This is a genomic window from Nonlabens sp. Ci31, assembly GCF_012974865.1.
Lineage (GTDB): Bacteria > Bacteroidota > Bacteroidia > Flavobacteriales > Flavobacteriaceae > Nonlabens.
Genome location: NZ_CP043633.1, coordinates 1,674,258 through 1,689,056, shown reverse-complemented (window position 1 = coordinate 1,689,056; position 14,799 = coordinate 1,674,258). Strand labels below are relative to the sequence as shown.

Annotated in this window: 15 protein-coding genes; 9 read left to right on the top strand and 6 right to left on the bottom strand. The window is 37.3% G+C overall.

Features of this window, described 5'->3' with window-relative positions:
- Nucleotides 1-19: 19 nt before the first annotated feature.
- Both F0365_RS07445 and F0365_RS07440 read right to left on the bottom strand, forming a co-directional pair.
- Nucleotides 20-1,612: a 4Fe-4S binding protein gene (locus F0365_RS07445; protein WP_169933122.1), complete on the bottom strand. Its 1,593-nt coding sequence runs from the start codon at nt 1,610-1,612 to the stop codon at nt 20-22.
- Between the two features lie 24 nt (nt 1,613-1,636).
- Entirely contained in the window at nt 1,637-2,977 is a 1,341-nt protein-coding gene (locus F0365_RS07440) for an NAD(P)/FAD-dependent oxidoreductase (protein ID WP_169933121.1), read from the bottom strand.
- 635 nt (nt 2,978-3,612) lie between these two features.
- Here F0365_RS07440 and F0365_RS07435 point away from each other — a divergent pair.
- From F0365_RS07435 to F0365_RS07420, 4 genes are all read left to right on the top strand, one after another.
- A complete protein-coding gene (locus tag F0365_RS07435) occupies nt 3,613-3,996 on the top strand; it encodes a type II toxin-antitoxin system death-on-curing family toxin (RefSeq protein ID WP_169933120.1) in 384 nt (127 codons plus the stop codon).
- A 5-nt stretch (nt 3,997-4,001) separates the two neighbouring features.
- Nucleotides 4,002-5,045, top strand: a complete 1,044-nt coding sequence (locus tag F0365_RS07430) for a glycoside hydrolase family 113 (protein ID WP_169933119.1) — start codon at nt 4,002-4,004, stop codon at nt 5,043-5,045.
- Nucleotides 5,046-5,852: 807 nt separating this feature from the next.
- Nucleotides 5,853-6,038 carry a hypothetical protein gene (locus F0365_RS07425; RefSeq protein ID WP_169933118.1) on the top strand — a complete coding sequence of 62 codons (186 nt, stop codon included), beginning with the start codon at nt 5,853-5,855 and terminating at the stop codon, nt 6,036-6,038.
- 47 nt (nt 6,039-6,085) lie between these two features.
- Nucleotides 6,086-7,738, top strand: a complete 1,653-nt coding sequence (locus tag F0365_RS07420; RefSeq protein ID WP_169933117.1) for a M1 family metallopeptidase — start codon at nt 6,086-6,088, stop codon at nt 7,736-7,738.
- On the opposite strand, the gene F0365_RS07415 is transcribed toward F0365_RS07420, so the two are convergent.
- Nucleotides 7,730-7,930, bottom strand: coding sequence for a DUF1731 domain-containing protein (locus F0365_RS07415; protein WP_240961942.1), 201 nt, complete (start codon nt 7,928-7,930; stop codon nt 7,730-7,732). The genes F0365_RS07420 and F0365_RS07415 overlap by 9 nt on opposite strands.
- 360 nt (nt 7,931-8,290) lie before the next feature.
- Here F0365_RS07415 and F0365_RS07410 point away from each other — a divergent pair, with 360 nt between their 5' ends.
- The 4 genes from F0365_RS07410 (at nt 8,291) to F0365_RS07395 (ending at nt 11,002) form a co-directional block, all read left to right on the top strand.
- On the top strand, nt 8,291-8,962 hold the full coding sequence (locus tag F0365_RS07410; RefSeq protein ID WP_169933116.1) for an HD domain-containing protein: 672 nt from the start codon (nt 8,291-8,293) through the stop codon (nt 8,960-8,962).
- A gap of 10 nt (nt 8,963-8,972) precedes the next feature.
- Nucleotides 8,973-9,518 carry a hypothetical protein gene (locus F0365_RS07405; protein WP_169933115.1) on the top strand — a complete coding sequence of 182 codons (546 nt, stop codon included), beginning with the start codon at nt 8,973-8,975 and terminating at the stop codon, nt 9,516-9,518.
- Complete coding sequence (locus F0365_RS07400) at nt 9,515-10,321, top strand: tRNA pseudouridine(38-40) synthase TruA (RefSeq protein ID WP_169933114.1); 807 nt, start codon at nt 9,515-9,517, stop codon at nt 10,319-10,321. The genes F0365_RS07405 and F0365_RS07400 overlap by 4 nt, the downstream gene beginning before the upstream one ends.
- A gap of 81 nt (nt 10,322-10,402) precedes the next feature.
- Nucleotides 10,403-11,002, top strand: a complete 600-nt coding sequence (locus tag F0365_RS07395) for a DUF2911 domain-containing protein (RefSeq protein WP_169933113.1) — start codon at nt 10,403-10,405, stop codon at nt 11,000-11,002.
- A 76-nt stretch (nt 11,003-11,078) separates the two neighbouring features.
- Here the strand turns inward: F0365_RS07395 and F0365_RS07390 are convergent, their stop codons facing one another.
- From F0365_RS07390 to F0365_RS07380, 3 genes are all read right to left on the bottom strand, one after another.
- Nucleotides 11,079-11,876, bottom strand: coding sequence for an acyloxyacyl hydrolase (locus F0365_RS07390; RefSeq protein WP_169933112.1), 798 nt, complete (start codon nt 11,874-11,876; stop codon nt 11,079-11,081).
- A gap of 165 nt (nt 11,877-12,041) precedes the next feature.
- Nucleotides 12,042-12,362, bottom strand: a complete 321-nt coding sequence (locus F0365_RS07385; RefSeq protein ID WP_169933111.1) for a 2Fe-2S iron-sulfur cluster-binding protein — start codon at nt 12,360-12,362, stop codon at nt 12,042-12,044.
- Nucleotides 12,362-13,429: an NAD(P)/FAD-dependent oxidoreductase gene (locus tag F0365_RS07380; RefSeq protein ID WP_169934795.1), complete on the bottom strand. Its 1,068-nt coding sequence runs from the start codon at nt 13,427-13,429 to the stop codon at nt 12,362-12,364. Before F0365_RS07380 ends, F0365_RS07385 begins: the two co-directional genes overlap by 1 nt.
- A 399-nt stretch (nt 13,430-13,828) precedes the next feature.
- Between F0365_RS07380 and F0365_RS07375 the strand changes: the two genes are divergently transcribed.
- Complete coding sequence (locus tag F0365_RS07375) at nt 13,829-14,731, top strand: IS1595 family transposase (RefSeq protein ID WP_169933110.1); 903 nt, start codon at nt 13,829-13,831, stop codon at nt 14,729-14,731.
- Nucleotides 14,732-14,799: the final 68 nt, after the last annotated feature.

The following is a 14,799-nucleotide window of genomic DNA, read 5'->3' as shown; positions in this document are numbered from 1 at the left end:
AAAGAGAAAAGCCTTCCATTTATTTATCTTTATTTAATAAGGTCATTAAGTCCACATCATTTCCTAACAATATTTCTGTAGGGTTGATACGTCCATCTTCTGGACCGTTCTCCAACTTTAATACGCCACGCGGGCACACCGCACTGCAAATACCACAACCTACACAGCTGGAACGTACGATGTTTTCCCCTTTTTGAGCATAAGCTCTTACGTCTATTCCCATTTCACAATAAGTAGAACAATTTCCACAAGAAATGCACTGACCACCATTAGTTGTGATTCTAAAACGTGATTTAAAGCGTTGCACAAATCCGAGATAAGCTGCCAGTGGGCAACCAAAACGACACCAAACTCGATTCCCAAAAATAGGATAGAATCCAGTACCTATAACTCCTGCAAAAATAGCCCCTATCAAAAAGCTGTACACATTCATAATACTTTGTACCTTAATACCTAGGACTGCGCTCGCCTCTGTAAAAAAACCATACAATGTAAAACCAGTCATGACCACAGCAAAAACGAGTACGCCATGAACCAACCAGCGTTCTACTTTCCAAGAGAACAGCGATTTACTGGAATGCTGACGGTAGGGATCTCCTAAGGTTTCGGCCAGTCCACCACATCCACAAACCCACGAACAATACCATCTTTTTCCAAAGAAATAGACCATTACTGGAACAATCACCACGGTCAATATAATTCCCCATACCAGAATAAATAGACCTAATCCTCCACTAGAAATCAACTCTGACAGATTCCAGCTAAAAAAGAAATCGTAATCTAAAGGGAAGGCATTTTTAAAATCATAGCCTTTAGAATAAGATAATTGTAATCGTACCATGATTTCAGGAATGAGAAACGCAAAAACGATTTGAAAGAACAACACTGAGGTAGTTCTCAAAACTTGGTACTTATTGTAACGGTATTTGACATACATTCTAATGGCCATAACTGTCATTACCGTACAATACATAAAACCATATACAAACCAATGACTTGCCAGATTACCGCTCAAACTTTTACTTATAGGATCTACTAGATAGGTCCAGTTTACCGTATATTCTGATTGAAAATAGAGAACTAAGTAAAAACTAACTAAGAAGATAAAAACAAGCCATGCGATCCAGCCTCTATTGGTCGAACTTTGATGATAAATACCATTGTTTTTAATTCCTTTTCTACCTAAAGTAATCACTTGTGGTAAAATAAACATCAGCGCACCTAAAATACCAAGTCCAAATGTGAGGAACCACATCAAGCCTTTATTTTCTGGAATAAAGCCGTAACCAGATTCCTTTCTTATGGATGTTGCTAGATCATCATCACTGGCATATACTTTTTTATCCCATTCCTTATTCTCCGTATGGATGGCATTGGCATTTTCAGTAACTTCTGCCACTATAGAGGCTAAAGGCGTGATACCAGAAAAATCTTTACCTACTATTTCGGTTTGTAGATCCTGAATAAAAATCTCGCTTTTTATTCCTTGATTGACCATTATCTGATCAAAACTTTTTTGATCGAGTTTAAAGTGGCCTAAAAAAGGAAGGCTGATAAAAATTCCAAAACCCACTAAAAAAATGGCTATGCCTATATGTTGTATGGCTTTCATAAAGCGTAATTTGTTAGGTTTTGTTTAAGCAAAAATGCGTTTCCAGCTTTTTTTAAATGGCTTGATTTGTTTTCCTCTTTGTTGATTGTAATGATCAACTATGGCATTTTCATGTAGCTTGTAAAATTCTGGATCAAAGTTCGCATCCTTTAAATAGGTCATTACCTCATCTACTTTGCGACCCTCCGTAAGCCAGCGATCAAATATCTCATGTCGCATTCTGATTCCGAAGGTATTGATGCCTAAAAACACATCTGTCTCTTTATGATAAGCAATGGTGACACATATCATTTCTTCATCGTGTCTCCAGTGAAATTGCTCTTCAAAATCTGGCTGAAGCTCTCCACTTACCCATCCATAAGTCTGGTATTCTACGTCCATGAATTTAGCACTGTTAAACCAGTGACCCGGATTGTATTCCATAGGGTTCCCACAAATAGTTTGAGCGATAGCCTCTCCCATCATACGTCCTGTATACCATACAGCTTCTATAGGTCTTCTCCTGCCTATTGCCTCTCGCTGTTCTGCACAATCACCTATCGCATAAATATCTTTTACACTAGTTTCTAGAAGTCTATTTACTTTTACACCGCGACCTACTTCTATATCGGAATCTTTTAAAAAGTTCACATTAGGACTTACTCCAGCGGTAAGCCCTACCACATCGCATGCTATTACCTCTCCCGTTTCTTTTATTTTGATTGCTTTGCAATTTCCGTTACCATCATCGATGATTTCTTCCAGATTAGCCCCTAAGCGCAAATCAATGCCATTTGCCATAATTTCTTCATTGACCATCGCACTTTCTCCAGCTGGTAATACTGCATTCCAAAAGCTATCTTCTCGAACTAAAAAAGTAACTGGAATATGGCGCGAGTGCAACATCTCGACCATTTCAATTCCTATAAGTCCGCCGCCTACGATTACGGCATGTTTACAGGTCTCATTGTCAGGAGCATTTTTCTCTAGTTGTTCCAGATCTTGTTTGTGGTATAAACCTTGAACCCCTTGGAGATCTTGACCTGGCCAGCCAAATCTATTAGGAACACTACCCGTAGCTATAATCAACTTGTCAAAACTCATAGTTTCTCCTGTAGTGAAGAGGATGGTTTTATCAGCACCAGAGACCTTTTCCACCCAAGCGGTTTTTAATTCTATTCGGTTTTTTTTCCAAAACCAATTTTCATAAGGTTGCGTGTGTTCAAATTTCATATGCCCCATATAAACATACATGAGCGCTGTACGAGAGAAAAAATAATCCGCCTCACCAGAAATGATAGTGATGCGATGATCAGAATTTTTCCTAATATGACGCGCTGCGGTAACTCCAGCGATACCATTTCCTATAATGACTATGTGGTCCATGAGTAGGTGAGTTATTAAATAACAAATCAACTGATTTATTAAAGATATAGACAGGTAGAAACTTCCCTTGAAGTGACTCTTTGTTCCCTAAATATAGTTTTCAGCTCTTTAAAAAGTGTAAGTTATACATTTATGGGTAATCGAGATCATATTTTTATAAAGATGGAGTGTTATTTAGGTTACAGTTTCCTGCCACAACACTTCGATGCTTCGATAAGCAGCACAAGTAAAATCAAAGTATACAACTGCGGCATAAACTTCTTATGCTTTGCTTTCTGTTTTCATTTCTGAAAATAGAAGTTTATCCTGAGGGAGCTCAGGGCGAAAGCGAGATCAATACAAACAACTTAACCTCACACATAAGCTGGCAAGAATCTTGCTCGACTCATAGTATTCAGTTAAAAAAATAAAATCGGTCAAATTTGATTAATTTTATAAAAGGTAAGAATTGGGAATACGCAAGAATTAAAAGAACAAATACATAATAAAGTTTCCCATATAAACGATGACAATATATTGTCAAAAGTAATTAGATTATTGGACACAGTAGAGCCACAAACGACTGAAAAAGAAATGCATGATATCATGGATAAAATCATGAAGGATAATGATGGACTTCTTAGAAGATTAGCCCAATGATAGAATTAAAATTGGCAGTTGCATTTCATCCTAAAGCACTTCAAATTTATGGTGGTGGAGAAGGGATAATAGATCGAGGTGCTCTAGAATCTGCTTTGCATAGACCATTTTCATTATTTGATGGTATTGATCTTTATCCTACTGCTATTCACAAAGCGGCTGCAATCATGGAAAGCCTTTTAATCAACCAACCGTTTATAGATGGTAATAAAAGAATAGGATTTATGTTGATGATGTTTATTCTACGCACTAATCGTTTAGACTTAACTATTACAGAAAATGAAAAATATGCCTTTACGATTAAGGTGGCAGAAGGCAAAATGAACATAGATCAAAAAACCGAATGCTTAAAAATTCACGTAACTGAATTAAACTCATAATTTCCATGAAAAAAAAACTTTTCTTACTTCTAACTATAGCAATTGCCTCCTGCAATTCACAAAGCAAGGATCTAGCGCAGCATCAAACCACAGCTCAGGCTACCGGTGCTTCAAAAATCAATGGCATTACACTAGTAGCCACACGTGATTCTATTGATCATAAGGCAATAACTCCTATAAAAAACTATAATGCCAACTACGCTGCTATAATTCCCTATGCGTGGATGCATAGTCTGGATCAGCCACAAATTAATTATGAAGAAAAAAGAGGCTGGTGGGGCGAGAAACCTAAAGGAGTAGCGGTTACCATTCAATTAATGAAAGATCAAGGAATTGATGTATTGCTCAAACCACAAATATGGATAGGGCGTGGAGATTATACGGGCCATATCAAACTAAAAACAGAAGAAGCTTGGAAAACTCTAGAAGATAGTTATACGGCCTACATCATGAGATTTGTCCATATTGCTGCAAATGAAAAAATAGGCATGTTTTGTATAGGTACAGAATTAGATTCCTTTGTAAAAGAACGACCCGCCTACTGGCAACAACTTATCAAAAACATACGCGAGATTTATACTGGAAAACTAACCTATGCCGGTAACTGGGATAGTTATAAACATGTATCGTTTTGGAACGAACTGGATTTTATAGGGGTAGATGCCTATTTCCCTTTGAGTGAAGAAAAAACTCCAGATGCTACTACGGTAACAAAGAACTGGCAAAAGTGGAAAAATGAAATGAAAGGGATTTCAGAAAAGTTCGATAAAAAAATCCTTTTTTCAGAATACGGTTATATAAGTGCCGACTTTGCTGGCAAAGAACCCTGGAAAAATGCACAAGAAGAACATGAAGTAAATGAAGAAGCACAGCACATACTTTTTCAACAGCTTTATGAAAATATGTGGCAGGAAGACTGGATGGCTGGTGGCTTTATCTGGAAACATCATGCCGAAAATAGCAAATGGCATGGCTATGAAAAACGTTTTACGCCACAAAATAAAAAAGCGCAGAAAACGATAACTGAGGCTTATCGCAAGGCGAGTTAAGAGTTAAGAGTTAAGAGTTAAGAAAAATCGAAATTCTAATATTCTCTAGAAAGAAAAAGCGGAATTCTCCAATTATCTCGCAAGAAAAAAGCGGAATTCATTCCGCTAAATAAAAGGAACGCCGCAGGCGACAAAATAAATTCCCAGGGGCGGAATTCATTCTGCTAAATAAAAGGAACGCCGCAGGCGACACAATAAATTCCAAGGGGCGGAATTCATTCCGCTAAATAAAAGGAACGCCGCAAGCGACACAATAAATTCCCAGGGGCGGAATTCATTCTGCTAAATAAAAGGAACGCCGCAGGCGACACAATAGATTCCCAGGGGCGGAATTCATTCCGCTAAATAAAAGGAACGCCGCAGGCGACAAAATAGATTCCCAGGGGCGGAATTCATTCCGCTAAATAAAAGGAACGCCGCAGGCGACAAAATAAATTCCCAGGGGCGGAATTCATTCCGCTAAATAAAAGGAACGCCGCAGGCGACAAAATAGATTCCAAGGGGCGGAATTCATTCCGCTAAATAAAAGGAACGCCGCAGGCGACACAATAAATTCCCAGGGGCGGAATTCATTCCGCCAGCGATATGCAAATTATGAAAATAGCTTTTCCAAAGGTTAGGTTTTATTCTACTCCTTAGATACAGAAAAAGTGAAAATATGTGAATATCGATAAAATGAGAAGTCTGCTGCCCATTATCAATGTTTTTTTTAACTTATTTTTTAGATTTAGATTTGAGAACTTAAATATAAAGCTTACGAAAATACTATAGATTAAAAATTTATTCTCATTCTTAACATTATCGCTAATGCTTGTTTTAGGCGGCGGCGGTATGGGTGGTGGAAAAGGTGGAAGTAAAAGTGCAACTGGAAAAGTAGGGAATTCCTGTGTTGTTGAACTTACAGATCAACTAATATCAATAATAGGTTTTTTAAAATTGTCAAAATTAAAATACCTGAAAAAGCATTCCGTTAATCAAAGTTTGTTTTTTTGAAGACTTAGATATATTTTTATCCATTTCCATAAATCAAAAGATAGCACATGAAATATATTTTAATAGTATTGACAATAATAAGTTTTTCTCAGACAAGCCAAGGTCAGTTACTCACCAATAAAAAGCAATTTACCAGACAGGATTCTTTACGTGGTTCCATTACGCCAGAGCGTGCTTGGTGGGATTTGAAATATTATGATTTAGAGGTAAGGGTGATACCAGAAGATAAATTCATTAAAGGATCTAATACCATTACTTATGAAGTGTTAGCACCCTATCAAGTCATGCAAATAGACCTTCAAGAACCTATGCGTATTCTTAGCGTTACTCAAAACAACAAAGAACTTGAGGTACGTCAGGAAGGCAATGCGCATTTTATTCAATTAGTAGATCAACAAATGGTAGGCGTTACCAACACTGTTAAAATAACTTTTGAAGGAAATCCGCGAGAGGCTAGAAATGCTCCTTGGGATGGAGGTTTTTCTTGGAAAAAAGACGCTAATGGTAAACATTTTATTGCCACTTCTAATCAAGGCCTAGGCGCTAGTGTATGGTGGCCCAATAAAGACCATATGTACCAAGAGGTAGATGGAATGACCATGTCTATTAACGTGCCAGCAGGCTTAATGAACATTTCTAACGGTCGCTTAATCGATACAGCAATACAAGCAGATGGCAGCTCGACTTACACTTGGGAAGTAAAAAACCCTATCAATAATTATGGAGTCAATATCAATATAGGAGATTATGTGAATTTCTCTGAAGTCTACAAAGGAGAAAAAGGTGCTCTGGACATGGATTATTACGTACTGCGCGATAACCTAGAAAAAGCCAAAACACATTTCAAAGATGCGCCTAAAATGATGAAGGCTTTTGAACACTGGTTCGGTCCTTATCCTTTTTATGAAGACAGTTATAAATTAGTCGAAGTCCCCTATTTAGGAATGGAACATCAAAGCTCTATTACCTATGGTAATAAATATGTAAAAGGTTATCTAGGTAGCGATCTTTCAGGAAGTGGCTGGGGAATGAAATTTGACTTTATCATCATCCATGAATCGGGTCATGAATGGTTTGCAAACAATATTACCAACAAGGATATTGCAGACATGTGGATCCATGAGAGTTTTACTGCTTATTCAGAAAGTCTTTTCTTGGACTATTATTACGGTAAAAAAGCCAGCTCAGAATATGTGATCGGTACAAGACGTACTATTAAAAACGACCGACCTATTATAGGTGATTATGGTGTGAATCATGAAGGTTCTGGAGATATGTATTACAAAGGATCTAACCTCTTGCATACGCTAAGACAGATCGCAAATGATGACGAAAAATGGAGACAGATCCTGCGCGGTCTCAATAAAGAGTTCTATCATGAAACAGTAACCACCGCTCAAATAGAAAACTATATTTCTGGTCAAATGGAAATCGATCTCGATCCAGTATTTGATCAATATTTACGCGATATACGTATTCCTAAATTAGAGTATTCCATCAATAGGAAGACTATGCAATACCGATGGGCAGACGTGGTAGACGGTTTTGAAATGCCTATTCAAGTACTTATCGATGGAGAAAAGACGTGGATCACACCTAGTTCAAAAATTCAAAAAATAAAGTTACCTTCTAAGGATGCTGAATTTGATATCGTGGAAGATTTTTACGTCGATTATAAAAGAAAAGATGCTTTAGACTAACTCCTTCAAACAATCCTCAACCGATTCATACTCAAACTTAAAACCAGTATCCAGCAATCGCTGCGGATACACATACCTGCTCTTGAGTAATAATTCTGTCTCTGTTTTGATCACCACACTGGCCAACTCTAACAACCATACCGGTTGAGAAATCCCTATGGGAACCGACAGCTGACCTCTCAAAACACTCATGAATTCCTTATTACGTCTAGGATTAGGCGCAGTAATATTTACAGATCCTGTTACATCAGAATGGATTAAAAAGTCTAGGGCCTTGCAAAAATCAGTCAGTCGCTCCAGCGTCTCTCTTTATTGTTCTGTCATGGTTAAAAAGCTGTGTAAATCAAATTTAGATCGCAAATTTAAGTGATGATAAAGGGCTTTTTAATAATTTTGCTTTCGTACCGAAACATTGAGATAAACTCAATGCTAACGAGTGCGGCATCAATTTCTTTTGTCTTGCTTCCTATTCTCCTTTTTAGAATAGAAGTTTATCCTAAGGCCGCTCTGGGCGAAAGCGAAACAATAAAGAAAGCGAATCAAAAACCAACAATGACTCAACAACAAGTAATAGAAAAAACCATACAATTTGTAAAAACGCAATTACAAAATGCCGAAGGTGGACACGACTGGTTCCATATAGAACGGGTGTGGAAAAATGCAAAGCTAATTGCACAAGGAGAAGATTGTACTACCGCAGTAGTAGAATTAGGGGCCCTATTGCACGACATAGCCGACTCCAAATTTCACGACGGAGATGAAACGGTTGGGCCACAAGTAGCGAGAGAATTTCTAGAAACGCTAGAATTACCAGAAGATATTATTGCACATGTAGAAAATATTATCAAATACATCTCTTACAAAGGTGGGCAACAGAGTAAAGAATTTACGAGTAAAGAATTAGACATCGTTCAAGATGCAGATCGTCTTGACGCGATAGGCGCTATAGGAATTGCTCGTACCTTTAATTATGGCGGATTTAAAAACAGGTCTATTTACGACCCCAGTATCGCTCCAGATCTCCGCATGACTAAAGAAGAATATAAAAAGAGTACCGCTCCTACTATCAATCATTTCTATGAAAAGTTGTTGCTTTTAAAAGACCTGATGAATACCGAAACTGGGAAAAGGGTCGCTCAACAACGTCATGATTATATGCTAGGTTTTCTAGACCAGTTCTATGCAGAGTGGAATGGTGTAAGAAATGATTATTTTTACTTTTAAACTTAACGCAATGTTTGACGATGATGACTATGATATAACAAGACATGAAAAACTTCCTGTTTATATAAAGGCTCAAGAAATTTCTACTCTTGTAAGAAGTTTACTAAAAGGTGCTGAAACTGAAGATCTAGAAGTCCTTGAAGAAGAGGTAGAAGATCAAGAATTCCTACAGCAATTATTTAAGTACAATAAAGAGTCTATGATTTCGAACGCCTTAATGATTCCTGCAAAAATTGCTGGTGCTGAAAGTGTAAATCTCTACGATATACGCATGGAAAATGCAGCGGTTATAAGAAAAGCCGCAAGAGAAATCCTAACGGATGCTTCTGGATTGCAATTAGCCGGTTTCAAAGACATAGAATACCTAGATTTACTGCGTATAGAAATGGAGGGATTCAGGGTTCTCTTTGCAGAATGGGTAAAGTCCTTTGATCCAGAAAACTATAAAATAGATCGCTGGGGACTTTTTAACCCGCCCGGTGTAAATTATGACGATCCCGATGATGATGATGATGATGATATTCCTTTCGATCCAGATGATTTTTTAGATTTATGAACCCAGGACCCTTTGCTCAAAATAACCGTCAGTTTTTTCTGATCAAGTTGCAGTACCTAGGATTTAGATTTCATGGCTGGCAAAAACAACCTAATAACATACCAACCGTAGAACGCATGGTCTTAAGAACCTTAAGGTATGTATTTGACCATTACAACTTTAAAGTACTTGCTGCTGGTAGAACAGACGCTAAGGTTTCTGTGAACGAGACTTGGATCGAACTATTTCTAGATGATTCTGAAGAATTAGAAATCAATCAATTCTTGATAGACTTCAATCAAAATCTACCAAGTGATATTAGAGCTTTAGAAATCGAGAAAACCAACAAGGATTTTAACGTGATACAAGCGCCTAAAATCAAGGAATACATCTATCTCTTTTCTCATGGAGAGAAATTCCATCCTTTTTGTGCTTCTATGATGGTGTATATGAAAGCACCTCTTGATTTATCATTAATGAAAGAAGCAGCAAGACTTTTTGAAGGCACCCACGATTTTTGGTCCTACACCTATAAACCTTCTGACACCACAGAAACTAAAGTGACTATAGAAAGCGCTCTGATAGAAAAAAATGAACTTTTCACTGCGAGTTTCTTTCCAGAACAAAGTTTTGTTTTCAGAGTAAAAGGAGCAGGTTTTAAACGCCATCAAGTGCGTTTAATGATGGGGATGTTATTTGATTTGGGAATGCACAAATTCACTCTTGAAGAATTTAAAGAAACGCTAGATGGCAGTCTTAAAATTCACCTTTCACACATCGCTCCGCCTAGTGGTTTGATGTTGTACAGCACTCAATTCCAGTAGAACTCAACTCTTATAGATTTGTTAAAGTGACCCGTTACTTATAGGTTGTCTTTATTTTTAACATTTATAAAAAACATCATCATGAAAAAATATATTTTATTACTAGCCGTAATTCTATCTACCTCATCACTTTTTGCTCAAGATTTTGACAAAACAAATAACAGTCCAATGGATGCCGCTTTCTTTCCAGCACAAGCACCAAAAAGACAGTTTGCAAAAACTGAAGAAGCAAAAATGGCAATGGAACCTAAAATTAGAGTTCTTTACAGTCGCCCTTCTTTAAAAGGTCGCAACATTTTCACAACAGAAGACAAAAAGGAAGACGGCATTACCGTTTATGGTAAATCCTGGAGATTAGGTGCTAATGAAAGTACTGAATTACTCTTGATGCAAGATGCCATGATAGGTAGAAAACTAGTAAAAGCAGGACGTTATTCTGTAGTAGTAACCCCTACTGAAAAAGAATGGACCTTTCACATCAATTCAGAAAACGATGGATGGGGAAATTATTCTCATAAACCAGAAATGGACCTAGTAACTGTAAGCGTTCCTGTTACGATGAGTGAGGAAAGTATTGAAAATTTAAGTATCGCGCTTTACTCTCCTAATAATGACAAGGTCGTTCATTTAAAAACTGGATGGGGGAAATTCAGAACCGAGCTTCCTATCGTATTAAAATAATTATTGAGGAATAATCAACCTACCTTGACCTGTTTCTTGAACATTCACGTTTGTAGGACGTTCCTTTAAAAACACATCACCGTAACCAGAAATGGTTCCGGTGATGTGTTGTTTTACATCCATATGCCATGCCGCCGTTCCTCGATGAAAAATTGTAAAAAGGAAACTGTCCACTACCGCGATAATCACTTTCATTAAGCCCCATTCTTACAACAAAATTATAGCTGATCGGTTCTGAATACGAACGTTTATTCCTGGTTTTAAATTCAGGAATAGCATCAGGATTCAACGTATAATTAAGTCCGGCTTGAAAAAACCAAGTATTGGTAGAATTATTAGGTGCTCTGACATTTGCATTGGAATAGTGAATAATGGTAACACCCGCGTGAAAACCTAATCCTGCCATAATATTTTCTTTTCTATAAACGGCATTTAAATAGGTAGTACTCGTTATTCTGGTTCTGTAAGCATTATTACGAGAGTTTTCAATAGCATCAAAAGGTTTTGTCATATAAGCTGGACCTTGTCCTTTCCTCCACTGCAAATGGCGTTTGAAAAAATGAAAATTATAGTGCGCATAGGCACTATAAGCTTCCCCTAACTCGTAAGTTTTCATGTCTTGACAAGCAGCACTAAAACCCCAGACGGGGAAACCATACCTGGATTGCCACTCCTCTTCTCCAAATATTTTACGGTTATAACTCCACAAGATTCCCGTAGGATGATCGGTAATTAAATGGGCGATATCTGGATTGTGTTCTAAGATACTTCCATACAGTAAGGAAACATCTATCGTGGATACATTAGGAAATTCTGAGGGGTTTGTGCGGTTACCGCTTTCGCGAAAGCGAGCATCATAAAAATACCGAAACACTTATTCATTATACAACCGAAACTACAAGGAAAGAAAAGTTCCTTCTAAAGAGATGAAAATAAATCGATAAAGAGCCATAAAAAGAGTTCTAAATGAACCTCATCTGGCTCCTGTGGCACTGCTATGATTAGGCTAAAGAAGTCATTGGGAAGTAAGGGGTAGCATTTAATCCTCTGGAGCCAGTTCAACAATTAAACCTTCGAGATCTTCGGTAATGGGAACTTGACATCCTAAACGAGAGTTGTCTTTTACATTTTCTGCTTCCCATAGCATGGCTTGTTCATCATCATTACGTTTGCCTAAGTCATGATCACTTATGATATAGCATTGACATGTAGCACACATAGCCATACCGCCACAAACCGCTTGTACTGGGAGGTCGTAAGCTTTACAGACTTCCATCAGGTTCATGTTCATGTCGGTAGGAGCGAGAACTTGGTGCGCTACTCCTTCTCTATCAATGATAGTGATATTTACATCAGACATTAATGATTTCCTATTTTCTTAACCACTGCTTTTTCTGCCTCTTTGCGAGATCCGTCAAAACCGTCTATACCTCCTACAGTTGTATATTTCATGACATAACGCTTTTCTGGGAAAATGCGTTGGTAAGCACTTTGACACATCAGAGTTGCTTCATGAAAACCACAAAGAATCAATTTTAATTTACCTGGATACGTATTAACATCTCCTATGGCATAAATTCCAGGAACATTAGTTTGATAATCCAAGGTGTTATCTACTTTGATCGCGTTTTTTTCTATTTCTAGCCCCCAATTTCCAATGGGACCTAACTTAGGTGCTAGACCAAATAAGGGTATAAAAGCATCACACTCGATGATTTCCATACGCTTAGCTTCGTCATTATGTTGTAGTAAAACCGATTGTACTTTATCTTCTCCTTTAATGTCTAAAATTTCAGCTGGTGTGACCAACCTTATTTTATTTTCATCTACAAGATTTTGAACTTTCTCCACACTATCTAGTGCCCCACGAAATTCTTCCCTTCTGTGCACCAGTGTTACCTCAGAGGCTACATCAGCAAGGAAAATCGACCAATCTAGTGCCGAGTCTCCTCCACCAGCGATAACCACTTTTTGATCTCTGTAAACTTCTGGGTCCTTGATCATATAAGCAAGACCTTTGTCTTCATACCTCGCAATTCCTTCTATAGCAGGCTTACGAGGCTCAAAAGAACCTAAACCGCCGGCAATAGCGACTATTTTTGCATGATGCTTGGTTCCTTTACTCGTTGTAACTATAAAAGTACCGTCTTCGAGTTTATCGATAGTTTCTGCTCTCTCCCCTAATGTAAAGCCAGGCTGAAAAGGCTCAATTTGTTTCATCAAATTGGTCACTAAATCGCCTGCAAGAACTTCTGGAAAACCTGGAATATCATAGATAGGCTTTTTGGGATACAATTCTGAACACTGTCCGCCTGGTTGTGCCAGTGCATCAATTAAATGGCATTTGAGCTTTAATAATCCAGCTTCAAAAACGGCAAATAGACCTGTAGGTCCAGCACCTATTATTAATATATCTGTGGTGATCATATCTTGTTCCATAGCAACTTTAAGGCTATTATTTTAGCGATGCAAAGGTCGTCATCATTCACTAGTTAAGCAAATGATTAACGGAATTCTATGATTACAGAAAGAAGTTGAAAGGAGATTCTTTTTGAAAAATGGGTAAAAACAAAAAATCCATCACAAAGGATGGAGATGGGATTTTTTGAACGGTCAACCACGAGATGTTAAAATAAGAAAACAGCCCATCTTAATATTGTAAGCAACTCGCGGTATTTGACCTATCCAAAACAATTTGTTAAAACTTAACATCACGAATATACAGCTTTATTTAAACCCTACAAGTCATATAGGATAATATCGTATTATTATTTTTTGAGTTAGTCATATAGTTTCCGTATCTTGTTATCATTAATAACACGGGTTATGGAAGTATTTAAAGGTCAAAATATACTGAGTTTTGTGAAAGAACTGCCAGATGATGATGCTTGTAAAGCATATTTAGCAAAAATAAAATGGCAGGATGGTTTTACATGTACAAAATGTGGTCACACTAAGGGCTGTGAAAAATCTGGTTATAGATATCACTGTTACAGTTGCAATCACGTTGAAAGCGCCACTGCAAACACCTTGTTTCATAAGGTTAAATTTGGTTTGCAAAAGGCATTCTGCGTTGTGTTTGAAATGAGTACTAGTACCAAGAGTGTTTCCAGTGTTCAAATGGGAAAGCGATTTGATATCCGTCAAGGTACCGCTTGGTATTTCATGCAGAAAGTTAGAAAGTCAATGAAAAGCAGTCAAAAATATCCTCTAACCGAAATAGTTCATGTAGATGAATTTACCGTAGGGGGAAAAGAACAAGGCAAGCAAGGTAGAAGTTACGATTCAAAAAAGAAAAAAGCAGTGATAGCGGTAGAACTGAGCGCCGAACATAAAATCAAAAGAGTTTATGTGAAGTCTATAGATGATTACTCAGCTAAATCACTAACTCCAATATTTGAAGAACATATAGATCCCTCTGCAAAAATAGTTACCGATAAATGGAGAGGTTATGCTCCACTTAAAAAGAATTATGATATAGAGCAGAAACTAAGTAATAACGGAAGTAATTTTAAAGAACTACATGTTGTAATTATGCAGTTAAAATCTTGGTTGAGAGCAATACCTACACATGTTAGTAAATGGCATGTGCAAAGCTACTTTGACGAATTCTGTTTTAGAATTAATCGATCTCAATCCAAACAGAGCATATTCCATAAAACAATAGAAAGAATGGTAATAGCTAAACCAATTTATCATAAAGATATAAAACAGATGCTAAGTGTGTAACTCAAATTATTTTAATAGCTTCATTTTTGAAGTTCCTTTAATAAAGACAGGTATATTTTACAGAATCT

Excerpts from the sequence above, each read along its gene's own strand:
- F0365_RS07420 (WP_169933117.1), top strand. The coding sequence starts at position 6,086 with ATGAAATATATTTTAATAGTATTGACAATAATAAGTTTTTCTCAGACA.
- F0365_RS07400 (WP_169933114.1), top strand. The coding sequence starts at position 9,515 with ATGAACCCAGGACCCTTTGCTCAAAATAACCGTCAGTTTTTTCTGATC.
- F0365_RS07410 (WP_169933116.1), top strand. The coding sequence starts at position 8,291 with ATGACTCAACAACAAGTAATAGAAAAAACCATACAATTTGTAAAAACG.
- F0365_RS07395 (WP_169933113.1), top strand. The coding sequence starts at position 10,403 with ATGAAAAAATATATTTTATTACTAGCCGTAATTCTATCTACCTCATCA.
- F0365_RS07375 (WP_169933110.1), top strand. The coding sequence starts at position 13,829 with ATGGAAGTATTTAAAGGTCAAAATATACTGAGTTTTGTGAAAGAACTG.
- F0365_RS07445 (WP_169933122.1), bottom strand. The coding sequence starts at position 1,612 with ATGAAAGCCATACAACATATAGGCATAGCCATTTTTTTAGTGGGTTTT.
- F0365_RS07440 (WP_169933121.1), bottom strand. The coding sequence starts at position 2,977 with ATGGACCACATAGTCATTATAGGAAATGGTATCGCTGGAGTTACCGCA.
- F0365_RS07415 (WP_240961942.1), bottom strand. The coding sequence starts at position 7,930 with ATGAGTGTTTTGAGAGGTCAGCTGTCGGTTCCCATAGGGATTTCTCAA.
- F0365_RS07385 (WP_169933111.1), bottom strand. The coding sequence starts at position 12,362 with ATGTCTGATGTAAATATCACTATCATTGATAGAGAAGGAGTAGCGCAC.
- F0365_RS07435 (WP_169933120.1), top strand. The coding sequence starts at position 3,613 with ATGATAGAATTAAAATTGGCAGTTGCATTTCATCCTAAAGCACTTCAA.
- F0365_RS07425 (WP_169933118.1), top strand. The coding sequence starts at position 5,853 with ATGCTTGTTTTAGGCGGCGGCGGTATGGGTGGTGGAAAAGGTGGAAGT.
- F0365_RS07430 (WP_169933119.1), top strand. The coding sequence starts at position 4,002 with ATGAAAAAAAAACTTTTCTTACTTCTAACTATAGCAATTGCCTCCTGC.
- F0365_RS07405 (WP_169933115.1), top strand. The coding sequence starts at position 8,973 with ATGTTTGACGATGATGACTATGATATAACAAGACATGAAAAACTTCCT.
- F0365_RS07380 (WP_169934795.1), bottom strand. The coding sequence starts at position 13,429 with ATGATCACCACAGATATATTAATAATAGGTGCTGGACCTACAGGTCTA.